Annotated in this window: 29 protein-coding genes and 1 pseudogene; 25 read left to right on the forward strand and 5 right to left on the reverse strand. The window is 63.4% G+C overall.

Features of this window, described 5'->3' with window-relative positions; all coding sequences use genetic code 11:
- The 20 genes from V3B64_RS16900 to V3B64_RS16995 all read left to right on the forward strand — a co-directional run bounded on the left by V3B64_RS16900 (position 1) and on the right by V3B64_RS16995 (position 17,694).
- Positions 1–1,491 (forward strand): phage portal protein, encoded by a 1,491-nt coding sequence (locus tag V3B64_RS16900; protein WP_108766044.1) that lies wholly within the window; start codon positions 1–3, stop codon positions 1,489–1,491.
- A 2-nt stretch (positions 1,492–1,493) separates the two neighbouring features.
- Entirely contained in the window at positions 1,494–3,476 is a 1,983-nt protein-coding gene (locus tag V3B64_RS16905; RefSeq protein ID WP_329914546.1) for a prohead protease/major capsid protein fusion protein, read from the forward strand.
- Between the two features lie 20 nt (positions 3,477–3,496).
- Positions 3,497–3,862 (forward strand): DUF2190 family protein, encoded by a 366-nt coding sequence (locus tag V3B64_RS16910; RefSeq protein WP_329914547.1) that lies wholly within the window; start codon positions 3,497–3,499, stop codon positions 3,860–3,862.
- A gap of 80 nt (positions 3,863–3,942) precedes the next feature.
- On the forward strand, positions 3,943–4,374 hold the full coding sequence (locus V3B64_RS16915; RefSeq protein WP_329914548.1) for a structural protein P5: 432 nt from the start codon (positions 3,943–3,945) through the stop codon (positions 4,372–4,374).
- A 131-nt stretch (positions 4,375–4,505) separates the two neighbouring features.
- Entirely contained in the window at positions 4,506–4,715 is a 210-nt protein-coding gene (locus tag V3B64_RS16920; protein ID WP_313203719.1) for a hypothetical protein, read from the forward strand.
- Complete coding sequence (locus V3B64_RS16925; protein ID WP_329914549.1) at positions 4,712–5,203, forward strand: endopeptidase; 492 nt, start codon at positions 4,712–4,714, stop codon at positions 5,201–5,203. The genes V3B64_RS16920 and V3B64_RS16925 overlap by 4 nt, the downstream gene beginning before the upstream one ends.
- On the forward strand, positions 5,203–5,970 hold the full coding sequence (locus tag V3B64_RS16930) for a hypothetical protein (protein WP_329914550.1): 768 nt from the start codon (positions 5,203–5,205) through the stop codon (positions 5,968–5,970). Before V3B64_RS16925 ends, V3B64_RS16930 begins: the two co-directional genes overlap by 1 nt.
- Entirely contained in the window at positions 5,967–6,293 is a 327-nt protein-coding gene (locus V3B64_RS16935) for a hypothetical protein (protein ID WP_329914551.1), read from the forward strand. The genes V3B64_RS16930 and V3B64_RS16935 overlap by 4 nt, the downstream gene beginning before the upstream one ends.
- 55 nt (positions 6,294–6,348) lie before the next feature.
- Positions 6,349–6,726, forward strand: a complete 378-nt coding sequence (locus V3B64_RS16940) for a hypothetical protein (RefSeq protein ID WP_329914552.1) — start codon at positions 6,349–6,351, stop codon at positions 6,724–6,726.
- 34 nt (positions 6,727–6,760) lie between these two features.
- Complete coding sequence (locus V3B64_RS16945; RefSeq protein WP_329914553.1) at positions 6,761–7,516, forward strand: hypothetical protein; 756 nt, start codon at positions 6,761–6,763, stop codon at positions 7,514–7,516.
- A complete protein-coding gene (locus V3B64_RS16950) occupies positions 7,513–7,944 on the forward strand; it encodes a hypothetical protein (RefSeq protein ID WP_329914554.1) in 432 nt (143 codons plus the stop codon). Before V3B64_RS16945 ends, V3B64_RS16950 begins: the two co-directional genes overlap by 4 nt.
- Positions 7,945–7,985: 41 nt before the next feature.
- The gene (locus tag V3B64_RS16955) at positions 7,986–8,123 is read left to right on the forward strand and encodes a hypothetical protein (RefSeq protein WP_329914555.1); all 138 of its coding nucleotides are present in this window, start codon (positions 7,986–7,988) and stop codon (positions 8,121–8,123) included.
- A gap of 1 nt (position 8,124) precedes the next feature.
- The gene (locus tag V3B64_RS16960) at positions 8,125–11,106 is read left to right on the forward strand and encodes a phage tail length tape measure family protein (RefSeq protein WP_329914556.1); all 2,982 of its coding nucleotides are present in this window, start codon (positions 8,125–8,127) and stop codon (positions 11,104–11,106) included.
- A gap of 7 nt (positions 11,107–11,113) precedes the next feature.
- Positions 11,114–11,515: a hypothetical protein gene (locus V3B64_RS16965; protein ID WP_329914557.1), complete on the forward strand. Its 402-nt coding sequence runs from the start codon at positions 11,114–11,116 to the stop codon at positions 11,513–11,515.
- Positions 11,515–11,994: a DUF1833 family protein gene (locus tag V3B64_RS16970; RefSeq protein ID WP_329914558.1), complete on the forward strand. Its 480-nt coding sequence runs from the start codon at positions 11,515–11,517 to the stop codon at positions 11,992–11,994. Before V3B64_RS16965 ends, V3B64_RS16970 begins: the two co-directional genes overlap by 1 nt.
- On the forward strand, positions 11,991–12,320 hold the full coding sequence (locus V3B64_RS16975) for an NlpC/P60 family protein (protein WP_329914559.1): 330 nt from the start codon (positions 11,991–11,993) through the stop codon (positions 12,318–12,320). Before V3B64_RS16970 ends, V3B64_RS16975 begins: the two co-directional genes overlap by 4 nt.
- The gene (locus tag V3B64_RS16980; protein ID WP_329914560.1) at positions 12,313–14,835 is read left to right on the forward strand and encodes a phage tail protein; all 2,523 of its coding nucleotides are present in this window, start codon (positions 12,313–12,315) and stop codon (positions 14,833–14,835) included. The genes V3B64_RS16975 and V3B64_RS16980 overlap by 8 nt, the downstream gene beginning before the upstream one ends.
- Positions 14,832–15,482: a hypothetical protein gene (locus tag V3B64_RS16985; RefSeq protein WP_164084033.1), complete on the forward strand. Its 651-nt coding sequence runs from the start codon at positions 14,832–14,834 to the stop codon at positions 15,480–15,482. The genes V3B64_RS16980 and V3B64_RS16985 overlap by 4 nt, the downstream gene beginning before the upstream one ends.
- Positions 15,479–15,865: a hypothetical protein gene (locus tag V3B64_RS16990; RefSeq protein ID WP_329914561.1), complete on the forward strand. Its 387-nt coding sequence runs from the start codon at positions 15,479–15,481 to the stop codon at positions 15,863–15,865. The genes V3B64_RS16985 and V3B64_RS16990 overlap by 4 nt, the downstream gene beginning before the upstream one ends.
- Before the next feature lie 8 nt (positions 15,866–15,873).
- A complete protein-coding gene (locus V3B64_RS16995) occupies positions 15,874–17,694 on the forward strand; it encodes an SGNH/GDSL hydrolase family protein (protein WP_329914562.1) in 1,821 nt (606 codons plus the stop codon).
- Positions 17,695–17,736: 42 nt separating this feature from the next.
- On the opposite strand, the gene V3B64_RS17000 is transcribed toward V3B64_RS16995, so the two are convergent.
- From V3B64_RS17000 to V3B64_RS17010, 3 genes and pseudogenes are all read right to left on the reverse strand, one after another.
- Entirely contained in the window at positions 17,737–18,042 is a 306-nt protein-coding gene (locus tag V3B64_RS17000; RefSeq protein WP_329914563.1) for a hypothetical protein, read from the reverse strand.
- A gap of 25 nt (positions 18,043–18,067) precedes the next feature.
- Positions 18,068–18,301, reverse strand: a complete 234-nt coding sequence (locus V3B64_RS17005; protein ID WP_329914564.1) for a hypothetical protein — start codon at positions 18,299–18,301, stop codon at positions 18,068–18,070.
- Between the two features lie 496 nt (positions 18,302–18,797).
- Positions 18,798–19,097 (reverse strand): annotated as a pseudogene (locus V3B64_RS17010) (SOS response-associated peptidase family protein); the annotation flags it as partial.
- 631 nt (positions 19,098–19,728) lie between these two features.
- Here V3B64_RS17010 and V3B64_RS17015 point away from each other — a divergent pair.
- From V3B64_RS17015 to V3B64_RS17025, 3 genes are all read left to right on the forward strand, one after another.
- A complete protein-coding gene (locus tag V3B64_RS17015) occupies positions 19,729–20,100 on the forward strand; it encodes a hypothetical protein (RefSeq protein ID WP_329914565.1) in 372 nt (123 codons plus the stop codon).
- 61 nt (positions 20,101–20,161) lie between these two features.
- Entirely contained in the window at positions 20,162–20,323 is a 162-nt protein-coding gene (locus tag V3B64_RS17020) for a hypothetical protein (protein ID WP_329914566.1), read from the forward strand.
- Positions 20,324–20,628: 305 nt separating this feature from the next.
- Positions 20,629–21,135: a hypothetical protein gene (locus V3B64_RS17025; protein ID WP_329914567.1), complete on the forward strand. Its 507-nt coding sequence runs from the start codon at positions 20,629–20,631 to the stop codon at positions 21,133–21,135.
- A gap of 235 nt (positions 21,136–21,370) precedes the next feature.
- On the opposite strand, the gene V3B64_RS17030 is transcribed toward V3B64_RS17025, so the two are convergent.
- A complete protein-coding gene (locus V3B64_RS17030; RefSeq protein ID WP_032128523.1) occupies positions 21,371–21,688 on the reverse strand; it encodes a hypothetical protein in 318 nt (105 codons plus the stop codon).
- A 584-nt stretch (positions 21,689–22,272) separates the two neighbouring features.
- Here V3B64_RS17030 and V3B64_RS17035 point away from each other — a divergent pair.
- Together V3B64_RS17035 and V3B64_RS17040 are read left to right on the forward strand one after the other, a co-directional pair.
- Positions 22,273–23,124, forward strand: a complete 852-nt coding sequence (locus V3B64_RS17035) for an alpha/beta hydrolase-fold protein (RefSeq protein WP_049422915.1) — start codon at positions 22,273–22,275, stop codon at positions 23,122–23,124.
- 84 nt (positions 23,125–23,208) lie between these two features.
- A complete protein-coding gene (locus V3B64_RS17040; protein ID WP_285302275.1) occupies positions 23,209–24,147 on the forward strand; it encodes an alpha/beta hydrolase-fold protein in 939 nt (312 codons plus the stop codon).
- A 107-nt stretch (positions 24,148–24,254) separates the two neighbouring features.
- Here the strand turns inward: V3B64_RS17040 and V3B64_RS17045 are convergent, their stop codons facing one another.
- Positions 24,255–24,680 carry a response regulator gene (locus tag V3B64_RS17045; RefSeq protein WP_032128520.1) on the reverse strand — a complete coding sequence of 142 codons (426 nt, stop codon included), beginning with the start codon at positions 24,678–24,680 and terminating at the stop codon, positions 24,255–24,257.
- Positions 24,681–24,758: the final 78 nt, after the last annotated feature.

The raw sequence follows: 24,758 nt of genomic DNA on the forward strand, positions 1-24,758 counted from the left end.
GTGGGGACTTCCTTGCTAGATCGTGCCATCGCTGCGGTCGCCCCCGGGTATGCGCTGCACCGGCATCGGGCGCGCGTGATGCTGGATGCGGCCAGAGCCTACGAAGGTGCTTCACGTGGTGACGGCTGGAGGGTCCGCCGTGCCGGTGCCAGTGCCAACACGGATCACATGGCCGATGCGCGCGAGCTGCGCAATCGCGCTCGTTCGCTGGTGCAGAACGTCCCTTACTGTGCACGGTCGCTGCAGGTGCTGGTGAGCGCGACCATTGGCACGGGCATCACTCCGAAGGCTGAGGGTCCAGACGCTGCGCGCTTGGACAAGCTGTGGTCGCGCTGGGCGGATGTTGCTGATGCTGACGGCAAGTCAGATATCTACGGGCTGATGGCAACGGCATATCGGGCGATGGAGCAGGACGGTGAAGTCCTTATTCGTCGTCGCACGCGTCGCATGTCGGATGGCCTTGCGGTTCCGCTGCAGCTGCAGGTTCTGGAGATCGACTGGCTTGACGGCAGCAAGAATGGCTCGCTGCGTGGCGGTGGCCAGATCATCAACGGCATCGAGTATGACGTGCTCGGCCGTGTCAAGGCGTATTGGCTGTTTGCTGCTCACCCGGGTGAGGCGGTACGTGGCTCCGTTCGTCTGACCAGCGCGGCAGTTCCCGCAGCCGACATCATCCATCTGTTCAATCCCGTTCGCCCTGGCCAGGGGCGTGGCATCAGCCGGTTCGCGCCGGTCATTGCGCGTGTGCGCGACCTGATGCTGTACGAGGACGCCGAACTGGCGCGCAAGAATCTTGAGGCCCGCCTGGGCGTCATTGTCAGTGGCGATCCAGAGGCCATGTCGAACAGCGATGACGACGGTCCTTCCCAGCTGAGTGGGGACCGGGAGTCGATGACTGACCTCGGGCCGCTGCCCAGTGGTGGTATCACGCATGTGTCCGGTGCTACCGGCTTCCAGACCATTGAGCCGAAGCCCGCTGGCGGCTATGTGGAGTACTGCAAGTACAACGCGCACATCATCACTGCGGGCATTGGGGTTCCTTACGAGTCTGCAACGGGCGACATGCGCGAGGTCAACTTCTCCAGCGCACGCATACGCCAGATGGAGTTCCGTCGAGACACTGAGCAGGTTCAGTGGCTGGTACTGATCCCGCAGATGTGCAAGCCCATCTGGCGTTGGTTCGATGAGGCTGCGGCGTTGGGTGGCGAAGTGCGCAACCCCGGGAGCTCTGCTGACTGGAGCACTCCGCGCTGGGACTACGTCAACCCCAAGCAGGACATTGACTCGGAGATTGCAGGCATGAGCGCCGGGCTGCTGTCGCCGAGCGAATCCCTGCGGCGACGTGGCTACGACGCCGATGCGGTCTTTGCCGAGATGGGCAAGGACTACGCCCGCATGGAGCAGACCGGAGCGCTCAAGCTCATGAGTTTCCTGCAATCCAGTGCTGCCAGGTCAATGCCGGCCGCAGCCCCTTCACCCAACGAGGAATAGCCATGCCCCAGGCAACCCAGCCTTCGGCCATCGAGGGAACCCGGCTGATGCCGCAACAGCTCCGCGAAGCGCGACTGCTGCCCACCAGTTTCAACAAAGAGGCGCGCACAGTCGAGTTGGTGTGGACCGAGGGCGCACGCGTCCGTCGCTACGACTGGTGGAACGACACGGCCTATTGGGAAGAACTGGTCGTTGACGATGCGTCCGTGAACATGTCGCGGCTGGAGTCAGGCGCGGCGCCTGTCCTGGATAGCCACGGCACTTGGACCCTGAAGTCACAGATGGGCGTTGTCGAGCGCGCCTGGCTCGCCGATGGCAAGGGCCACGCCGTCATCCGCCTCTCCGAGCGCGAAGAGTTGGCGGGGGTCGTCGCCGACATCAAGGCCGGGATCATCCGCAATATTTCGGTCGGCTACAGCGTCCAGCGCTATGAAGTCGAGCGCGCGGTTAATCCCGGCGACCTTCCCGTGTACCGCGCAGTTGAGTGGACGCCGACCGAAATCAGCTTCGTTACTGTGCCCGCCGACCAGGGCGCAACCACCCGCAGCAACCAACCCGCGCAGGGAACCCCCTGCGTGTTCACTCGCAGCGCATCGTCGCAGGAGACCGTTATGCCCCAGCCCACCGCCCGTGCCGCCGACCAGGTGGTGCAGCAGGAGCTCACCCCCAGCACCTCCACCCCGCCCGCCGCAGCGCCTGTGGCGCCTGCTCAGGCACCCCAGGCCGATACCCGCGCGGCGGACATCGTCGAGCTCGCCCAGCGCCACGGCCAGAGTGAGCACGCCGCAGACTGGATCAGGGCTGGTCACAGCCTCGATCATGTCCGCGGCATCATCCTGGACAGTTTGGTGCGTGCGGACAACGCTGCCGGCGGCAACATCAACCGCATCAGCGTCACCCAGGATGAAAGCGAGCTGCAGCGCGCTGCGGTCACTGACGCTCTGCTGTCGCGCGCGCAGGTCATCGATCCGACCACCAAGCGTGCGTTCGTTCTGACCGGCGACAACCCAGTTCGCGGACTGACGCTGATGGACCTCGCGCGACGCAGTCTGGAGCGCAGTGGTGTGCGTACCGATGGCATGTCGAAGCTGGAGCTGGTGGGGCGCGCCTTCACCCAGACCGGCAGCGATTTCCCGATCCTGCTGGAAGCGACCATGCACAAGGCGCTCCAGTCGGCCTACGCTGTGGCCCCGGACACCTGGTCGCGCTGGTGCGCCACCGGAACCGTCAGCGACTTCCGCCAGCATTCTCGCTATCGCGTCGGTAGCCTCGGCAACCTGGATGCCCTGACCGAGGCCGGTGAGTTCAAGAACAAGACGATTCCGGATGGTGAGAAGGCCACGGTTACTGCCGGCACCAAGGGCAACATCATCAACCTGACCCGCCAGGCCATCATCAATGATGACCTGGGTGCGTTCATCGGTCTGGCAACGGCATTCGGCCGTGCGGCCAAGCGCACCATCGAAGCGGACGCCTACGCTTTCCTGGCCAGCAACCCCGTTCTGGAATCGGGCAAGGCTCTGTTCCATGCCGATCACGGCAACCTTCTGGCTGCGGCTCTGCCGGGCGTGGAATCGGTGGATGCGCTGCGCGTGAAGCTGGCGGGCCAGAAGGATGTGGGCGGCAATGAGGTGCTGGATCTGACGCCGGCCCTGTGGCTCGGCCCGACCAAGTACGGCAGCGCCGCGCGGGTGACCAACAAAGCCGAGTACGACCCGGACACGGCAGGGAAGCTGCAGCGCCCGAACGCAGTGCAGGGCCTGTTCCGCGACATCGTGGACACCGCGCGCATCAAGGATGACAAGTGGTACCTGTTCGCCGATCCCGCCGAGTGCCCGGTGATCGAGGTGGCCTTCCTGGACGGTGTCACTGAGCCGTTCCTCGACTACGAAGAAGGCTTCACCGTGGACGGCGTGCGCTGGAAGGCTCGCCTGGACTTCGGCCTGGCCGCCCTCGACTACCGCGGCGCGCAGCGCTGCGGCTAACCCTTCTGGAGCACAACGACATGGCAAAGAACTTCGTTTCCGATGGGGACGTGATCCCCTGGACCAACAACAGCGGGCAGGCCGTGGCTTCCGGCCAGGTGGTGGTCATCGGCCACCAGCTGGGTGTCGCTCTGGTGGCGATTGCCGCTGATGCGACTGGCAGCGTGGCGCTGGGTGGCGTCTTTACCGTACCCAAGGTGCCGGCTGCGACCTTTGAGCAGGGCGAAAAGCTGCTGTGGGACGCCAGCGCCAACGCCTTCGACGGGAGTGCCGCGGCCGCTGCGGCCGGCGATGTCACTGGCGCGGCGTTCGCCTGGGCTGCAGGGACTGCCGGGCAGGCCACCGCTGAGGTGCGTCTCTCGCCGGGCAACGCCTCCAAGGCGTAACCAAACAGGCCGGCACCGCTCACATACGCCTGGGTGGCGTGAGCGGTGCCGGTTCTTCCACAGCGACAATGGGGGATCGCATGGGCACCACCAGCACGCCGCGCGGCGTACGCAACAACAATCCTGGCAACATCGACCGCACCGGCACGCCGTGGCAGGGTGAGGATCGGTCCGCCGCGGCGATCGCGCGCGAGCAGCGCTTCTGCGTGTTCCTGACCCCGCAGGCCGGATTCCGCGCCCTGGCAAAGACCCTGCTCACCTACCAGCGCAAGCATGGCCTGCGCACGGTGAAGGAGATCATCGGGCGCTGGGCTCCCCCGGTGGAGAACAACACCGGTGCTTATGTGCAGCAGGTTGCCGCGGCGGTGGGCGTTGCGCCGTCGGAAGTCATCCGCCTGGACAACGCGGTCACCTTGAGCCGCCTGGCCACGGCCATCGCCAAGCATGAGAACGGCGGCATGTACTGGCGCCAGGAAGTGATCGACGCCGGCGTTGCAGAGGCGCTGCGCTGATGGTCGGCGGGGAGATCAGTGCGCAGGTGCCTTGGTGGGCAACGGGCAGCGTAGTTGCGCTCTGGATGCTGCGTGAGGCGTGGACCGCATTCCTCTCGCGTAGGAAGGAGCGTACCGAGACCGACGCCAACGTGGATCTCATCAAGGGCCTTTCCGAGCGCATCGGGTTCTTGGAGCAGCGTGTCACTGCTCAGGATGAGCGACTGCAGGCCGAGATGCAGATGCGCCTCAAGGCACAGGAGGACGCGAGCGCGCTGCGTATTCGCGTCCGCCAGCTTGAATCCACGCTAAGGGGCCTTGGCGCAGTCATCCCGCCCGAAGACCCGGTGGTGTCCGCATGATCCGCGCCCTGGTCGTCGTGATCCTTCTGCTGCTTGGCGTCATCGTCTGGCAGCGTGGATCGGTATCCATCGCGCACCGCGCTGCCGACCAGGCCGCGTCGAGCCGTGACGCTATGGAAGCCGAGCGTGACTCTGCTCGCGCCGAAGCCAATGCCGCAGCCAAAACCCTGAAGGCAGAGCGCAGCAGTGCCGCCGCCGCGAATGCCCTGGCCTCCCAGTACGAAAAGGAAAAGAACGATGCACAGACGGCATCTGATCGCCTTGTCGCTGATCTTCTCAATGGCAACCAGCGCCTGCACCAGCGTTGGCAAGCGTCCGTCGCCACCGCAGAGCTGTCCGCGGCCGCCGCTGCCACCAGCCAGCCTGATGGTCGAGCCGACGACCGAATTGAAAGTGTCGGCCGAGCTGTTGGCGCCGCCGCCCAGTGCGACGCCCAGGTGAGGGGGCTGCAGGCCTATGCGCGACTGTGTAGCGCGGGGGTCGAATGATGAGCCAGATCAGGATTGCCGTTGACGCTGACAACATGCTGGGGCGCCAGTTCAGCGAGCTTGAGCGGCAGAATCTGGCGTTCGCTGTGATGCAAGCCTGCAACGCTACGGCATTCGACATCCGGCAGCAGTGGGAGGCAACGGCTGGACGGGTGTTCGACCAGCCTACGCGCATGACGCAACGCGCCGCGCAGTACCGCAAGGCCACGAAGTCCAAGCTCTTCGCTGAGGTCTATCTGCGAGATGAGGCCAGCAACGGAACGCCACCTGCCAAGTACCTGCTGCCGCAGGTGGATGGCGGTACGCGCCGAAAGAAGGGATTCGAGGTTCTGCTGCAGCAGCGCGGCGCCATGCCCCCGGGCATGTTTGCGGTGGCCGGTGATGGCGCGGATCTTGACCAGTTTGGCAACGTGCGCCCACGCCAGGTGAGCCAGATCCTCTCCCAGCTGGGCGCTCGCCAGGACGCGCTGCAGAATCAGACAGACACCAGCAAGGCCCGGCGGCGATCCAAGCGCAGGCGCGGCGGCGAGTACTTCGCGCTGCAGGTGCAGCGTGGGAAGCTCCGGCCCGGCATCTACGAGCGCATTGCGACCGCGTGGGGCTCAGCGGTCCGCAGCGTGTTCATCTTCACGCGAGCTGCCAACTACACGCCCCGTTACAACATCTTCGGCCTGGCGCAGCGGGCGTGGGACAAGCTGATGCCGTTCCACTTCAACCGCGAACTGTCCAAGGCTCTGGAAACCTCGAAGTACAGGGGGCGCTCATGAGCCAGAAAGCATTCCTGGCTGACTTTGATCGGCAGGCAGTGGCAGCGTTCGCTGCCGCTGGGATCGCCGACGTTGATGCTGTCTACATGCCCCGTGGGGGCGGCGCTGGCGTCCCTTGTTCCGTGATGGTCGACCGTGGCACGCAGGCCTTCGGCGATGACCTGATGCCGGTGGCAGCCAGTGACGTTGTGATCAGCCTGTTCCGTGCGGAAGTGGTTGGTGAGCGCGATGGCGTGGTCGAGGTGGATGGTGATCGCTACAGGCTGAAGGACAAGCTCTCTGATGACGGATCGCGGGTCCGCTGGGCGGTGTCCAATGCCTAGCCCGACGCCGCGCAGCCGACTTCTCGAAGCGTTCGCCGGGAACCTGCAACAGGCATTGAAGACCGCCGACTACTGGACCGATGTCGGCTTGGTCGTGACGCTCGAACCAGGTCAGCTTGATCCGGAGGATGTGGACGATGGCTTGGCCGTCTACATCGAGCGTCAGGAGCGTTCGCCGGAGCCGGCAACGGCCCGAACGCACCGACTGACCACCATCGGTGTCCTGGTGAAGCGGGTCGCCCATAGCGCCGCTGAGGCCCGGTTGGATGAGGTGGTCGATGACATCGAACGGAGCCTCGATAGCCGGCCCACCACCTGGCCCGCTGGCTTCACCGCCCCGCAATACCAGTCGATGGAGCCCATGAGGGCGCCGGCCGGCGCCGACTGGGTCGGCGCGCTGCTCCGCTACACCTCGACCATCCCTATTCGTTGACGGCCGCCCCGCGGCATTACCCGGAGAAATACCCATGACCATGAAAGACCAGAGCTACCTGGGCAGCGGCAAGGTACTGGCACGCGAGTACGGCGTGCCGGGCCCGTTCATTGATGTCGGGAACTGCTCGGCACTGAACTTCAGCCCCCAGACCAATGCCATCACCTTGGCGGATCACACCCAGCCGGGGGGCGGTGAACGCAACCGCGTTGACAGGCTGACCGGCGTCGAGATGTCCTATACGTTCCACGACTTCGCGCCCGAGAACCTGGCGCGTGCACTGCGCGGTACCGTCACCAACGTGATCGCTGGCAATGCCGTGGATGAGGCCGTGGTCGGCTACAAGGGCGGCTTGGTGCCGCTGCTGCGGATCGCGAAGGAGATCACTTCGGTCAAGCCGGCAACTGGCAGCACGAACTACACGGCCGGCACCGATTACGTGTTGCAGGACGGCGCGCTGTTCATTCCCGCGGACAGCGCCATCGTGGATCCGGTTGGTGGCGTTGCGAACCTGAAGGTCACTTACGCGTTCGGCGCGCAGTCGGTCCTCCAGCCTATCGTCACTGCGGCGAAGCAGTACCAGCTGCTCTTCCTGGGCCTCAACGAGGCGCAGAGCGGTAAAGCTGTTCGCATCCTGGCGCACCGCGTGTCGGGTGGTGTGATGGCGCAGTTCTCGGCCATCGGCGATGAGCATGGCGCTGGCGAGGTGACCGGTGCCCTGATGACTGACTCGGCAAAGGGCGCCGGCCTGTCGCGGTACTTCGAAGTGGTGCAGGAGGTGATCGCGTGAGCGACGGCCGCGCCGACGAGATGGAGGTGCTGGCAGCCGCCAGCACCTCGGTGCAGTACCAGGGCGAAGTGCTGGTGATTTCCCCGCTTGCCGTTGGTCTCATCCCTTCAGTGGTCCGCGAGCTGCGTCCGGTGGTGGCGGCACTTCGCTCAGCGGGGTCGGCAGATCTCGCCTTGGAGATCGAAATCTCCCCCGAGCTGGTGATGGATCTCATCGCTGACCACGCCGGGCCGCTCTTCGCGGCGACTGCAATCTGCGCGGGTCGGGATGTGAAGTTCATCGAAAAGGGCGATCCGGCCGAGTTCATCGAGCTGGTGCTGAAAGTGGTTGAGGTGAACCGAGATTTTTTTACTCGGCAGATCAGCCCGCTCCTGGCCGGCCTGGGCACGCGGATTCGTGGGGCTGGGCCGACGCCATTCAGCTCCTGATCCAAAGCGGTCACGCTCTGGGCTGCATCAAGGGTTACACCTTGGCGCAGTTCAGGGCGTTCACCGAGGCGGCTGCCCAAGCAAGGCGCCGCTGGCTGGCCGAAGAGCTGATGAATCTCCGGGCCGCGCAATTCGATGCAACCGAATACACGGCATACCTGAACAAGCTGACGGACTGAAATGTCAACGACTGCCCCGAATCTCCGCGTACGCATTTCTGCCGACATCAACGACATCAAGCAGGGCTTGGCGTTGGTGCGTTCGGAGGTGGCTGCCTTCAAGAAAGAGGCGGCTAAGTCTATCGACCTCAAGGGCATCACGGATGGCTTTGGGCAGCTGCGCAACCTGGTCGGTGGGCTCTTTGCTGGTGTGACGGTCGGCAGTGTCTTCAGTGCTCTGATAACGGAGACCCGTGACGCCTCGAACGAAGTCGCCCAGCTGAGGGCGGTTCTGGCGTCGACAGGGCAACAGGCAGGTTTCACCGAGCAGCAGCTGCTGAAGATGGCCAACGGCATGGCCGATGCGACCACGCACTCGGCTGGTGAGATCGTCAAGGCCCAGACCCGGCTGCTCTCCTACACCGGAATTGTTGGCAAGCAGTTTCCCCAAGCTCTGCAGATGGCCATCGATCAATCTGCTCGCCTGGGCGAAAACATCGAGCAGTCCGCTGAGACGATCGGTAAGGCGTTGGACAAACCGTCGCAGGGCGTCACAGCGCTGACGAAACAGGGCTTCAAGTTCACCGAGCAGCAGAAGCAGCAGATGAAGGTCATGGAGGCCACCGGTCGGACTGCGGAGGCTCAGCAGATCGTCCTGGACGCAATGGCCGAGAGCTACGCCGGTGCCGCTGCTGCAGCCAGGAACACCTTTGGTGGCGCCCTGACCGCTGTTGGAAACTCGCTGCGTGACCTCCTGGACGGTTCTGGAAGCGCCAACCTCAGTGGGGTAACCCAAGCGCTCAACGAGCTTGCCCGGGCGCTGGCAGGGCCGGAGATCAAGGCGGCGTTTTCGCAGATCGCGACGGGCGTACTTGGCGCGGTCGCAGCCTTCGCAAAATTCATGGCGCAGGATGGTGTTGGCTACCTGAGTCGGATCATCAACGCGATTATTGAGGTGGTGAGGCACGCCGATCTACTCGCTGTGGCGGTCGGCACCACGCTAGCTGGTCGTGCTGTTCCTGCGCTCATCGCGGGGGTACGAATCGCAATTGGCTGGCTGGTTAGTTTGCGCGCTGGCCTGCTTACCTCTGCAGCAGCTGCGAAGGGGTTGGAAGCTGCGATGGCGACTGTGGGCGGGCCGGTCACGATTGCGATCACTGTGCTGACGACAGCGCTCTACTACCTGTACCAGCGCACGCAGGACGCGAAGCGGGCGGCGGAGGAGCACGCACGCGTTCTTAAGCAGGTCAAGGAACTGAGCAAGCAGTCGCGTGACGCAGCTTTCGAGCTCGCTGCAGCAAAGCGGAACGAGGCCATTGAGACGCTGCGCGCTGCGAAGGCCCACCTGGAGGCTGCGCGTTACGAATCCCAAGCCACCGGGTTCGCTGCGGGTGGTGGCGGACCGCTCGGTGGAGCGCGGGTTTCGCTCGGTGAGAACGACCCCCGGGTCACGCGTGCGAAGGCCATGGCCGATGTGGCGCAGAAGAGCCTCGATGAGATCGATGCGGCACTGTTCGACATCATGACTACCGGCATTGATCAGATCCTCAAGCCGGTGGTGGAGGGGGTCGAGGGCGGTGCCACTGCGATCGCCAAGTCCAACGCAACCATGCTTGATGAGGTACGCCGTTCCCTGGCGGAGCTTGATCGCCTCTACGAGGCGAATGGCCTGTCCATAGCGGACTACTTCTCCAAGCGCCTTGCCCTGCAGCAGCGGGCTATCGATCTGGAGCTCGAGCAAGCAAGGAGTGAACAAGCTCTTGCAACAGATGCAGCCGCACGGCGGCGGAGCGAGGAACAGATCGTCAAGCTGCAGCGCGACCGCGCCGAGCTTGCTGTCCAGACCGCGCAGGAGCAGCAGAAGGCCGAGGACGGCCTTGCGAAATCGCTGGGCGAGGTGAAGGGCCGGCTGCTCGAGCTGGACGGTGAGACGGGCGCGGCCGAGAGGCGGCAGCTGGAAGCGCAGTACAAGGGCCTGATGGATCGGCTTCGGGCTGAGGGTGACAAGACTGGACAGGCGCTGGTGACCAGCCTCATCGATCGCCTGGTGGCAAAGTCCAAGACCGATGAGCTGCGCGAGGCCATGGGGCGCATTACGTCCCAGCTGCAGGGGCGTGAGACGGCCATTGGAGCTCAGGTGGGCGGCCGGATGCTGGGCTATGGCGAGGGAGAGGAACAGCTCGCCCAGGCCCGCTCCAAGGCCCTGGCAGATCTCCAGGCGCTTCGGGTTGCTGCCGTCGATGCCATGGCCGGCTACGCGCAAGGCTCGCCGGAGCACACCGCAGCTCTGGCCGGGCTGCAAGAGATCGATACGCAGATCGGCACCATTGCCGCGTCCCAGCAGGTTTGGCGCCAGAAGATCGAGGACACCGCAGGCAGCGCGTTTGGGGACTTCCTGGCGGACCTGACCACCGGTACGAAGTCTTTCAATGAGTCGTTCAGCGACATGGTCAAGAGCTTCGTGGCTGGCGTCGCCCGGATGGTGGCGCAGGAGGCGGCGTTGCGGGGCATTTCCGCCTTGTTCGGATCGTGGGGGCAGGGTGCGTCCGGCAGCGCACAAGGAACGTCCACCGTGGTTGCCGGCAAAAGACACACTGGCGGTCGAGTGGGTACCGGTGGCCCGCGCGTCAGCTTGCCGATCAGCCCGATCGCATTGGGCGCCGCCCCGCGCTTCCATACCGGCGGCCAGCATGGTTTGCGGGCCGATGAGCGGCTGACAGTTCTGCAGACCGGTGAGCGGGTTCTCTCGCGGCGCCAGACCGCTGCCTATGACGCCTCGATGCGCGGCGGCGCCGGGAATGCGGGCCGCGGGGACGTGAGCGTCTACATTGATGGAGTCAAGAACGACTCCGGTGCTGTCCAGGCGGAGTTCGATGGCTCCGGCGGCGTGGACATCAAGGTATCTCTGCGCGAGCTGATGCGTGGCGAAATCCGCAGCGGATCGTTCGACAACGATTTCCGCAGCCGATACGGGCTCAACTACCGGGGGAACAGAGGTGGTTGATCTCTACATGCCGTCGAGCATCCCTGATCCGTCCAACGACAGCCTGGAATTCGCGCCCTACGGCGAGGACGTGCTGCGTTCCACGATGGGGGCAGGGACAAAGACGCGCCCGGCCCGAACCAATTCCCTCGAAACCTTCCGCTGCCAGCTGTATCTCGAACCGGCGCAGCTCAAGACGCTGATGGATTTCTACAACATCAGCGCCCGGCGGGTGCTTCCCTTCTACTGGTGGGACTGGCGGTGGCCTGGTGATGGTCAGCACTACGCCACCTACAAGTTCATGGCTCGCCCGAGCTACGCCAAGTGGGAGGACATGTGGAGAGTGGAGGTCAATTTCCTGATTGTTGCCAGCTATGAAGGGCAGTTCCTGCTCGACTTCTACGATTCCAACAACTGGCCGACGACCTGATGCCCCGAGTCCTTTCAGCTGCTGCCGCCAGATCAATCCTGGCAGAAGACACGGCCGAAACCTGGCTGTGCCTGCTGACCATCACCCACCCGGATCTGCAGACGATCCGGATCGTCAACAACACCGAGCCCGTGGCACGGGGAAGTACCGTCTGGCAGCCGTACCCGTTCGAGGCATCGTTCCCCGACGACACGGACGATGCCACCCCGAACGTATCGCTGCGCATCGACAATGTCGACCGTGACATCACCCGGCAGATCAAGGCGCTGCAGGGACCGCGCCCGCAGGTGCGTCTGGAGGCCGTGCTGGCGAGCCAGCCCACCGTGGTGGAGATGGGGCCGTTCAACTTCTCCGTGCTGCAGGTGGATTTCGACATCATGGAGTTAGGTGTGCAGCTCGGCTACCAGGAGGACTTCCTCAACCAGGGCGTGCCCGCACAGACCTACACGCCGTCCAATTCGCCCGGGCTGTTCGTATGAGGAAGTGGATCGGCATCCCATACGAGGGCGACAAGTTCTGCCGCGAGTTCGCCCGCATGGTCCTGGCGGAGCAGGGCATTCCCATGCCCGACGTGGCGGTGCCTGCCGATGCCACCGGCTGGGCCGAGATCGAGATGCCGGAGCGCTTCGACGTGGTCGTATTCAACAGTGCAGGCAGGCCCTGGCACGTCGGTGTGTGCATGGGCAGCGGCGAGTTCCTGCACGTGGAGCTGGGCCGCACCAGCCGCATCGAGCGGCTGGGCTCCCCCATATGGGAGGCGCGCATCGCTGGCTTCTATCGCTACATGGGGAAGAATGATGAATGAGGTTCCGCTTCACCTGCGGGGGCACGAGTTCGATGCACCAGGCGTGGTTTACGCCCAGCCCGGGCAGACGCTGCTGCAGATGCTCAAGGACGCCGCCGGCGGCGCAGAGATCTCTGCCGATGTTGTGGTTCGGGTTGGTGGCTACCAGGTGCCGCGCGAGGCCTGGGCACGGCTGAAGCCCAAGGCCGGTGTCCGTGTGGACGTGCTCCGGCAGGGACTGGCCAAGGGCGGTGCGCGGCAGATCCTGGCCGCGGTGGCGATGATCGTGGTGGCCTACTACGCCCCGGGCTGGGGCGCCTCGCTGGCCAAGGGCGCGGGTTGGAGCGCCGCCGCGGGCAATGCGATCGCGTCGGGCATCACGCTCGCCGCGTCGCTGGCTGTGAATGCTCTGGTTGCCGTGCCAATGTCGACCGAGGGTGGGTCTGAGGTCCAGCGGTCATGGAATGCCCTGACGGGCAGCTCCAACCAGATCAACCCCTATGGCGCCATCCCGTTGATTTTGGGCGAACACCGGTTCTTCCCGACGCACGCTGCCATTCCTTACACCGATGTTGTGGGCTACGACGCCTACCAGTGCTGCATGTTCGACCTCGGCTTCGGGGCGCTGAATATCTCCGATCTCCGGATTGGCGATACCTCGGTGCAGAGCTATCAGGACTTCCAGTGGGAGCTGTCATGGCCCGGTGGTTCGGCACCGAAGCTGTACACCAACGATGTGGACGAGCAGGCGGTCAACGCGACCATGAATTCGGAGGGGGACCAGGTCCTGCGCACGACAGCACAGGGCGTGGACGCGATCAGCCTCGACCTGCTGTTCTCCAACGGCCTCAAGGTGTTCGGCGACTCCCTCAACAAGGGCTGGCCCATGTGGGTTCTATGGCGCGTGGAGTATCGCCGCGTTGGCACCACCGCCTGGCTGACGCCTCCATCGCCTCGGCTGTCGAAGCTGCTTGGAACTTGGATTGCTGGGGCGAGCGAGTACCCGACCACGCCGCCGGCGCCGGGCCTGTACCTGAGCAGGGACCAGACCCGTGATCCATTCGCCTCGGGCATCGCGTGGGACGTCGACACGGGCCAGTACGAGGTGCGCGTCACGCGCGTGGAACGCAAGAACCAGACCAATCGGACCTGGGCCGATGGCGCCATCTGGACCTCCTTCCGGAGCATCCGCTACACCTCACCGAGTACGACGGGAACGTCCAAGCTCAACGTGCGCGTCAAGGGCACCGACCAGCTGTCCGGCACCCTGCAGACCTTCAGCGTGCTGGCCCGGTCGATGGTGCCGGTCTACAACCGCAGCACCAACACTTGGAGCGACCAGTACACGCGGAATCCGGCATGGATCGCCTACTGGCTGATGACGCGGTGCCAGGCCTTGGCCGAGCACGTGCCTGCGTCTCGCATCGATCTGAACTCGTTCGCTGACTTCGCCGCGCACTGCTCGGCAAACGGTCTGGACTGCCGGATGGTGGTCGATGCCCAGATGACCGCTCGTGACCTGCTCAGCAAGGTGCTGGCGTGCGGTCTGGGTGACATCGGCAACAGGGACGGGCGCTACTGCGTGGTCTTCGACCGGAACAGTTCCTCGGCCACCGCAGAACTGTCGCCTCTGGACATCAAGGAATTCAGCGGCAGCCGGCAGTTCATCAAGCTGCCGCACGCGCTGCGCGTGCAGTTCAAGAACCCAGACGCGGACTGGCAGGACGACGAAATCATCGTGGTCCAGGACGGCTACAGCTACCGCGGCATGGACGCGCGGGGAAATCCCTCCACCGAACCGGCGGCTACCCTGTTCGAAACGCTGCGGCTGGAGTGGGCCATGCTGGCGAAGCAGGCATGGCGCATTGCTCGATATCACATGGCGCAGGGCCTCTACCGCAGTACCGTCTACAGCTTCACCACCGACATCTCTGGCCTGGGCATTGTCCGTGGCGATGTCGTGGACGTTGCGCACGACGTGGCCGAGTGGGGCACCGGCTGGGGCCGCATTGTGAGCGTGGCCAACGGCACCCCGGAAGGAACTGATGGTGCCACCGTGAGGCTGGACACCGAGATCTACACGGACCCGTTGAAGCTCTACGGCATACAGACCCGAACGGCGGCCGGTGCAAAGCGGAAGGTGAACTGCCGGCCGCACAGCGCGTTCAGCGATACGTTCTACACGGACAGCCGGCCAGCCGGGGCCGTGGTCGGTGATCGCGTGGTGGTGGGTGAGCGGGGCCTGGAGATGACCACGCTGATCATCACTGGCGTGCGCTACTCCGAAGACCTGTCGTCCTCGTTTACCGCTGTGGCATACGACGAGCGCGTGGACGCCTACTGGAAGAATCCACCCGAAGGCATCGTGAGCGAGATCAGCGGCCGCGACTACGGCATCCCGGCAGCGCCCAAGGTCACCGTGGCGGTATCTGACCCGGTGAACGATGAGGTGGACGATGCGGGCATTCCCACCGCTGTGGTGCGGATCGGCACCGCCCCGCGCCACGGCTACAACACAGTGGAGATGCTCCAGTGACGGTTGCGATCGCTTCGTATGAGCTGCGATTCCGTGAAGTCGGCGCGCCGGATACGGCGTGGCAATACCGCAGCCAGGTGGCCGGGCAGGTGTTTGTCGTTCGTGAGCTGCAGCGCGGCACCCCCTACGATCTGCAGATGCGGTCCATCGGCGTCAACGGTCGATCCTCGGAATGGGTCGACGTGGCGGTGAACGTACCTGACACCAACCGCGTGGGCGCGGCGGCGCTACCGAACATCGGTAACCAGCAGTCCATGTGGGATATGGCCACATCGGTGACGTTCGCCGCGGCGAGCGACGCTGCAGGTGCCTCCGTGGCCACCATAAGCGTCACCGCAGGAACGCTGGTCATCGGGTCAGTCCAGGTTGCCTACGCCGCCAGCAGCGCCAGCCTGACCGGCACGGCCGGGCAGAAGGTCACCGTCTACCTCTACTACAACGATCCGCAGCTGCAGGGCGGCAGCCGGCAGCTGCGGGTGACCACCAACGTCGTTGAGACGGCGAACGTCAACGGCAATGTGGCCATCAGCGCTCTGCAGATCACTTTCCCCGCTGCGGGTGGGTCAGGCAGTGGCGGCGGCAGCATCGGTGGCGGCGGCGGCAGCGGTGGATCCAGAAACCCGGCATTTGAGGAAGTACCGCTATGAGCTATGTGAAGAAGGACGGTGTTCCCGTCGATCCCGGTCAGATCGTGGTCGAGCTGGATACCGGTGATCTGGTTGCGGTGGTCTGCACCCGAACACTGCAGGGCGGGCAGATCCTGTTCCGTGGTTTGGCCCGCGCCATCACCGATGCCGGTGTGCCGCTGATCGGCGGTGATGGCAAGGCCATCGAGCGTGAGTTCCAGCACAGCGACCCCAGACCGGCCAAGGCCGACGACGTCGCCCGGGATGTGCTGCTGGCACTTCTCGGGGAGCAGCCGCAGCTGGTTGCCTGGTCGGACCAGGTGCTACTGGACGTGAGCATCCGCCAGGCGCTTGCCCTGGCCAACATTGATACCGGGGCCGTCGACGCCTCGGCCGTTCTGTAGGAGAGAAGATGGCGACGATTGATGGCCGGCAGATCATTCCGGCGGCAGACCTTCCGCAGCGGTCAGCTGGCGTGCTTGACGCTATGGTAGGAGTGGTTCGGACGTCGGGTGCGCTGGCTGCATTCCCGCTCACCGATCTGCCAACGCCACGGACGGCCCAGGCCGAGATTGATTCCCTGAAGGCAGGGCAGTCCACCAGTGCGATCTATGCGGACACCTTGACCAACCTTCAGGCCATCGTCGGGGCCTTTGAAGGGCAGGGCGGGTTCGTACTTAACGGACCCGATGCTGGCCAGTATCGCTGGAGCGGCGCCGCGTGGGTCTTCCTCCGAGCTGATTCCCTGGCAGCGCTCCAAGATGAAATTAAGTCGTTCCCCAGCGCCCTTTCGACGTTGTCACTGTGGGCAGCGCATGCACTCACAAAGCAGCCGGGATACGTGATCAACAAGGACACGGGTGCGGTGTCTGCGAGCGCAAATTTCTTCTACGCTTACGCGGAGTTGACGGGGGCGGAAGTGGGGGTGCGCATTACAGCCAGCCTCTCGCAGCCAGTTCAGGCGCTGGCCGTCTACAAGGATTCGATAGGGCGCTACCTCGGCTATGAAGTTGCAGGAACGACTGCTGAAACGCTTTACACCGATTTTGTCCTGCAGCACGTGCCTGCGCAGGCTCGATCAGTGCACGTGTCATCCCGTCGCGACAACATTGCAATCAGTGTTGCGACGGTTCAAGGCGACGTAGCCAAACGCCTGGCAAGTGCAGAGGTTGGTGTTTCACAAGCTATCGAGACTTCTGCTGCGGCAAATGATGCTCTGTCCTCATGGGAATCTAGGCCCATGAGTTCATTTCCCGGTTTCTATATCGACAAGACCAGCGGAAATCCAGTTGCATCATCGGCCTACAATTACAAATCCCTCGATCTTCTGGGGACTGAGGGAGCGATTCGCTTCACCACCCTGGTCACTGGCACAGCAACCACGGCTGTGGCGTTCTACAACGCGGCAGGCTCGCTGATTGGTGTCTATGGAAATCCGTCTACTCAGTACACAGACCAGGAGATTCCAGTTCCGACTACAGCGCGCAAGGTTTCGATCACGGCACGAGATGGGAACAGCATTGATGCCAAGCTGAGGCGCGTCGCCGCGAACGTAGCGGAGAGGCTCAACAAGGTTGAATCAGCCTCCTCAAGTAGTTGGGCAGGACAGAAGAGTGCATCGTTCGGCGACAGCCTGGTGCAGCAGAATCGCTGGCAGCCGTTGGTTGCCAAGGTGCACGGCATTGTCGACGCAAACTGCGGTGTTGGCGGTAGCAAGATCGCAAAGCCTGATGCATCTGCCTCGGTCATCTCCATGTGCGATGACACCCGCATCGCAGCTATTCCTGCAGACACCGCGCTCATACTGTTTGAAGGAGGGACCAACGACTGGGCGCAGTCCGTTCCCCTGGGGAGTTTCAATTCCGAGCTCAACACCGAGTTCTATGGCGCACTGCATTCAACCATCGGGAAGCTGCTGACGCGATTTCCGCAGGCCAGAATCTTCTGCATCACCTCGCCATACGGCGAAAGAATCACCGTTCCCAGCAACTGGCCAAATGGCTGGACGAACGCGATAGGGCTGACGGTTCGAGCCTACGCTGAAGCCACGAGGCGTGTTGCCGAGCACTATGGCCTGCCGGTCATTGAGTGGTCGCGGGAGTGCGGATGGAGCCACGCGAACGTTGCGCAGTTCCTAGACAACGACGGGGCTTTTTTCCATCCCTCGGCGGCAGTGGGAGCCCCACTTCTGGCAAGGATCGTGAACGGACGGCTTTGGGATATCCAGCGGTAACGTCCATGAACTCCGGGGGGCAATCGTGCCCCCCGGCATTTGTTAGCGGCGATTCTTCGCGCGAAGGATTTCGGTGTTGATGTCAAGAATCTCGCCCTCGAGGCGGCTCAAGCCGCCACGACCAAAATCGATCAGGTCGATTTGGCGCTGTTCGAGCTGGTTGCGGTCAATGACATCCATGTTTTTGCCGTTCTCTTCCAGCTCCTGTTTGACCTCGCCGAGTTCCTGATCAGAGCGGTTGTCGTGCTCAACAAGCTGGGCGGGGCTCAGCCCTGCCCGGAACGCTGCAACCTGATCCCGGCGTTCGGTGTAGGTATCAAGGTCTTTCTCCAGCCGCTGCAGTGACATGTGATTCTCCCGTGTGAAGGTAACCCTATGGGGTTTCGGTCGGGCAATCCCAAGAGAGGCTCTTTTCTTCGTCCTCGATCAACAACTGGCGGTTGTTACGAGGCGTGTTCTCGGCCCTGCTGACCCTGCACGCCTCCATGGACGGAGGGCCGCTAGCCAGCGGCATGGCCAGCGCGTCGTCTTGGACTGCTGCCATCCGGTCATCGATCTGGCCGGGCAGCAGCCAGACCGGTACGCGGTCGTGGATGTCCGCCGACACGCCGCTGCTGCTTTCGCTGCTGTTAGGCGATGCGTCTTTGGGGAAGCCATCGGGAAGGAGTGTCCTGCCGCGCCCGAGGGCTTCTTCCAGGAGTGTTAGGATTTGGCATCAATTTCATTGGGGGTGCGAATGTTGCGGTGGACAGCTTTTCTGGCTATTGGACTGGTTGGTGGCTGTGCGACCTATTCTGAAGTCCAATCGCGCGCCCCGCTGCTTGAGTATGTGAGTGCAACCCCGGCAGATGCAGTCGTTCAGTGCTTATCGACAGCAATGTTGGATAGGTACGTGACCACGGTGTTGCCGCAGGGAAGTACAACGGTCCTGATTGGGAAGATGCCAGGCGCAGAAGGTACTGCGGTAACGATCAGCGTCAGTGAAGTTTCGAACGGATCCGCTGTTGAGTACCGTCAGATGAATAACATCACCGGTCTCGGATGGAAGAAATTCCACGCCCAGGTTCGTGCTTGCGGCGATTCAACGAGGGGCGGCTCCTAGCCTAGCCGAATGGTGCGAGCAACGACTCATTGTTGTTGCGAGGCGCGTTGACTGCTCGCGTCACTCGGTAGGCCTCCAAGGCCGGCGGCTCGCTGGCCAGGAGCATTGCCATGGCATCGTCGGCGTCGGCGGCCATCCAGTCGTCGATCTGGCTGGCCTGCAACGAGACCGGCATGCGGTCGTGGATATCCGCCGAGACGCCGCTGCTGTCGTCGGTGATGATCGTGAAGGTGCCCAGGTTGCCATCGGGCAACAGCGGGCTGCTGTCTTCCCACAGGCCGGCCTTGGGCGCAAGTTCGGGGAGCTGATCATCAAGAGCTGGGATGATCGCCAGGCGGCGCTGCTCTAGGGCTCAGGCAACAGGTTCCAACAGCCCTTCGGCGTTTTTGCGAGGGGTGTTGATCGCTGTGCTTGGTCGCTCCCGACCCAAGTTGGGATGGGGCAGTTCCTTGCATGCCGTCCGTCTGAGTCTGAATGAAGTCCATTTGGGCAAGCTGGTGATTGGAACTGCAGTAGCAGATTGCGGTCTGAAATTGTGTGGCCGGCTTAGTGGGTCCTGGCTGGAGGGCCGGTGCGAATCAGATCGCTTGGCAATGTTCGGGGCGCAGAGAGGTTGGGGCTACTCGAATTTCTTTCCGTACATCTTGCGCAAATTCAGCTTTGTTAACGGGATTTTGAGGAGGGGTGTGGGAAGTCTGAACGGAGCCAGACCTGACGCTAGTCACGTAAAGCATTGATTTATCGTGAAAATGTTAGCCATTGAACCCGGAGGTTGGAGGTGGTAAGCGCAATGACGCGTTACCCCCTAGTAAACGTGTGGCCCATGTGGAACCATCCGCGTCCTGTAGTGACACAGGAACGTAACGCCGTCTAAAGGAATCGTAGACGTAGCCGTTACGGCATGTACTAGACGCTAAGGAAGCTGAAACGCAATGAGCGACGGATCCCACCCCCCAAGTAATGACCCTGCTGCACGTCTCGCGGAACTTCTCGAATTCATTTGGGGTCGGGTGGTAGGACAGGTCAACAAGCTGATTGAGGCCCACCGTGACTTTGGCTTCGTGCAATTTAACGTTGGGCTGAACCCAACGCTTCCGCAGGTGCTTAGCGGGTTGCAAGTCATCGATGTCGCCCTTAGTGAATTTGTAAGCAGTGGCATGCTAGGTTTTGACGAACGTCGCAACGCGATCAACTCAAGGCACTGTATTCTGCAGATGAAGAGTTTGAACGCTGCCCTCAATGCCGGTGATGAAACCGAATTCGAACGCATCATCGCTGAGCTGAAGGCACAATCGAAGTTCTGATAGATCCATCTGTCCCGCAAGTTACGTAGAACCTTGAAAAATACCCCAACGGAGAAAGATGATGAACGTCACCGCCCTGAACTTTGATCTGTATGCTCTCGCGCAGCCGAAGAACAGGAACGACCTGGCTGCTCTGGCCCTCGAGATCATTGCCGAGCTCGATATCATTGATGCATGCTACGACGCTGCTATTGCGCGTTGTCAGAAGCTCGTGACTGCGTAAGAGCGTCTGAGTGACCAGTAAGAATGCCCCGCTTCGGCGGGGCATTTTTTTTTGCAATCATCCGTAGGAGTGCCGTCCTGCCTCCTGTTCGAGAGGGGAGGCTTTCTGCTTGCCTCGGGATATGTCTAAGCAAAAGCGTGTCGGGAGCAGGATGATGCTGTGACAGGTTTGTGGGCGGGGATGGTGGCGGCGATCTACTGCCGCACCCGCCTTGGACCCCTGGCCTTGATCGGGGAGGGATCCAAAGCAGGGACGTTTCCGGCCTGTTCGCAGGATATGCGACGACTAGTCGTATCCTTCCGGCCATGCTTCCTTCGCACGGCTACCAAGGCTTCCGCACTGCCCCTATCCCGTCCGGCTGGGTCCAGATGGGCGAGCGCTGGGCTCTATGGTGGAACGGGCGCGAGGTGGCCAGCGTTACCTCGACCCGTGAGGGTGGCTACCGTCTCCACATGGACGCCCTGAAGATGTGGCAGACCAAGAACGTCGCGGTCGCCAGTATTCGACAGGGAAAGCGTTTCGCCGAGCGCTGGTGCGCCGCCAGGCTGTTTCCGGACCAGCCGCTGCGAGAGGCGGTCATCCGCCTGACTGACAGCACCCCCATCAAGCCGGCGCGACCGCTGCCCGGCCTACCCCCGACGCGCGAACAGCAGCTGCAGGCCCAGCGCCTGGACGAGGCTGCCGCCACGGCAGCTGCGCGGATCAGGGAGGCCCTCGAGCCGGTCCGGCCGCCGGAGGAGACCAAGCCCAGGGCGAAGGATCAGAGGAAGCGGCGACTGAGTGTGAGCGGGCGGCAGCATCCTCGGGTTTGATGCCCCGGCTTCCAGAAAACTCCACCAGTTCCTCTTGTGCGGCAGGGGCTGCGGCGGTCAAGTTCCAGAAATAAATTCGAATTAAGTCATTGAATTTGTTGCAGCATAAGGCGGACTTTTAATCTTTTGGTCGAAGGTTCGAATCCTTCACGGCCCACCATTGCATCCAATGACCCAGGTCATTCAGAAAGGCACCGCAATGCGGTGCCTTTTTTGTGGCGCTCGTCCAAGGCAACTACTTCGTCCGCGCATTCTTCGCTTTAGCCGCCGCCGCGTCGGCAGCCTCCTGTGCGGCCGTTGCTGCCGCATTCGCAGAGCGTGCCGCCTCCGCTTTTGCGGCCTCGAAATAGGTGAGCCGCTGCAGGTTGGTTCTGCGTTCCAGTTCCATCGCTGCGGCGAAGCTCTCCGGATGCTTTGCAGCACAGGCCTCCTGCACCAGTTGCACGGCACGATCAGACAGCCCGGGCTGGATGTTGCCGAGCAGACAATCGGCATACGGTACGGGCGCGGCCGGGCTGGCGGCCAGCGCGGCGATGAGAACGGCACTCAACATGCAAACCTCCTTGTAGGTTTCGAAGGGACTGGCGACCAGCCCGTCCCAAGTATGGACCGGTTCTGGGTAAAGCGGGGGTACGCCGGCCGGATATCCCGGCACACCCGTTCCGCCAGCCTGCGGCAGGCGAAGAACAACCCATCGCCCCCCTTTCATTCAGATGGCGGTCGGGCGTGACCAGCGACCGGCAGCGCTCAGCGGCGTGCAGCATTTCCGCCACGGTCAGCATGCCAACGGCGGCACGCTTCGCGCGTGCCATCGCGGATGCGCTTGACGCATCCCCAGAATGCGCATCCACGCATGGCGTGGATCTACTTTCGCCTGAGGACAATCGCTGCGATGACGGCTGCGATGCCGACCGGGATCAGGACGACCGCCAGAAGAATGATCCAGTGCCAAATGCTGAAGCCCCCCATGTCCCAACTCCTTGTAGGAAACGACGAATGCTAGCAAACGCGATTGCAGTCATTTCCCGATACAGTTCAAGCATCGCGCAGCGCCGTAGCATACGTGCAGGCTTGCCGAATCGGCCGACGCCTTGGCCTTGGCGTTATGCTCGGCACTTTCCCAGGATGGGCCGCTCCATGCGCTTGATCGTGCTGTCGCTGTTGTTGTCCGCTGTCTCCGCCGCGCCGTTGATGGCCGCCGAGCCGGCACCGTCCGCACAGGCCGCCGCCGCAACCCCGCTGGTCATCGGCGAGACCTTCACCATTGAATCGAAGGCGCTGGGCGAAACCCGCCGCATCAATGTCTACCGCCCGCAGCCGTGGGGCCTGGACCCGAAGGCGGCGTTGCCGGTGCTGTACATGGCCGATGGCGGCATCGGCGAGGACTTCCTGCATGTGGCCGGGCTGGTGCAGGTGCTGAGCGGCAACGGCAGCATGCGTCCGTTCCTGCTGGTAGGCATCGAGAACACCGAGCGCCGCCGCGACATGACGGGCCCCAGCAGCGACCCGCAAGACCAGAAGATCGCGCCCCGCATCGGCGGTTCAGCGGCCTACCGCAGCTTCCTGCGCGATGAACTGATGCCGCAGGTGCGCCAACGCTACCCGACCACCGACGAGCGCGCGCTGATCGGTGAATCGCTGGCCGGCTTGTTCGTGGTCGAGACGTTGCTGCAGGAGCCGACACTCTTCAACAGCTACATCGCGCTGGACCCCAGCCTGTGGTGGAATCGGGGCACGATGTTGGCCGCTGCGGCCAAGCAGTTGCCGGCGGTGACGCGTGCGCAGCCGCGCGTATTCCTGGCCAGCAGTGGGCAGCCGGAGCTGGCTGCGTCCGCCGCGCAGTTGGCCACGCTGCTGCAGCAGGCGTCGCCGTCGCCGCTGGTGAAGTACCTGCCGCTGCCGGAGGAAACCCACGCTACGATCTATCACCCAGCCGCCTTGCAGGCGCTGCGCACGCTGTTCCCGGCACCGCCGCCGGCCTCGCCCTGATCCGGCGTGGCACTGCACCGCACGACGTGTGAGGATGCGGTAGCGGCGCCACTTGGGGGCGCCGCCCGCAACGGGAGAGCGTGGATGCAGCGTGTGCGTGGATGGAGTGTGGCGGCCTGCCTGGCCGTGAGTGGCTGTGCGATGTCGGTGGCACCACCGGCAACGCAGAGTGACGCGAAGGAAAGCGCGGCAACGGCGGTGCCGGGCGTGGTGCTGCCGGATACCGAAGCGCTGCGCGTACATGACCCCGTGGGGCGCGATTACCCGATCTGGGTGGCGCTGCCGGCCGACTATGCGGCGCATCCGGAAAAGCACTATCCGGTGCTGTACGTGACCGATGCTCTGTACAGCTTCCCGCTGGTGCGCAGCGTGCGCAATCTGGTGGGGCAGCAGGGCGTCAACATCGAGAATTTCATCCTGGTCGGTCTGCCGCCGCAGGAAGGCCTGACTTCAAAGCAGAGCCGCTCGCGCGACTACACGCCCAGCAATCCGGCGCGCACGGTCGATGGCTATTACAGTGATGACGTCACCTACGGCGGTGCGGCACATTACCGCGATTTCCTGGCCGCACAGGTGCTGCCGATGGTCGATGCGCGTTATCGCACCGATCCCGCCCGGCGCATGTTCGCTGGTCATTCCTATGGCGCGCTGTTCGGTGCCTATGTGCTGACCACACAACCGGACATGTTCAGTACCTACATCCTGTCCAGTCCTTCGTTGTGGTTCGACCAGCTTCTGCTGCCGCGCATGCAGGATGCCGCAGTCATCCCTGCGCAACCTACGCGCGTGCTGCTGTCGGTGGGCAGTTACGAGACGGACAAGCCAGGGCCGCGTTATTCAACCGGCAACGACATGCTGAGGCAGACCGCGGACTTCACTGCCCAGCTGAAGCGCACGGGTCGCAAGTTGAAGGTGGACAACGTGGTGATTGACGGCGAGGACCATCTCACGGTTTACCCGCGGGTGATCACTCGCGCACTGCTGGAGGTGATGCCGGGTGAAGGGCCGTACACCGGCGGTTGATGGAGGGCTGCATCCACGCATGGCGTGGATCTACGGGTGGTGTTGACGTGGATCCATGCCGAAGAGAAACGGAATCAGTAGATCCACGCCAGGCGTGGATGATTGCCTCAGGCCGCGCTGGCGTGCGGCGGCGGTATCAAGGTGGCATCTGCTGCATGGCGGAAACACAGGCGGATGGCATCGAGCAGCTCGCTCATGCTGTACGGCTTGGGCAGGAAGTGGATGCCGGCGCGCAGCTGCGGCAGCACGCGGTGCTGGTCCATGCCGGAGGTGACCAGGATCGGCAGCTGCGGCAGGTGCTCACGCACGCGGTTGGCGGTTTCGATGCCGCTGATGCCGCCCAGGCAGACGTCGGTGAACAGCAGGTCGAACGGTTCACCGGCGTTGAGCAGGCCCAGCGCGGCCTCGGCGCTGCTGACAGCGGTGACCTGGCAGGCCTGGCTTTCCAGGGCGAGACGACTGAGTTCCTGGGTTTCCTCGGCGTCCTCGATCAGCAGGACGCGCGGTTCCACAAAGCGCTTGGACAGCAACATGACGCGGCAACTCCGGACAACAGGGGGAGCGAAAGGCGCGCAAGTATGCGCAAGCCGGTAGTGAGCCCGGCGTGCACG

The organism is Stenotrophomonas sp. SMYL86 (genome assembly GCF_036320025.1).
GTDB lineage: Bacteria > Pseudomonadota > Gammaproteobacteria > Xanthomonadales > Xanthomonadaceae > Stenotrophomonas > Stenotrophomonas maltophilia_A.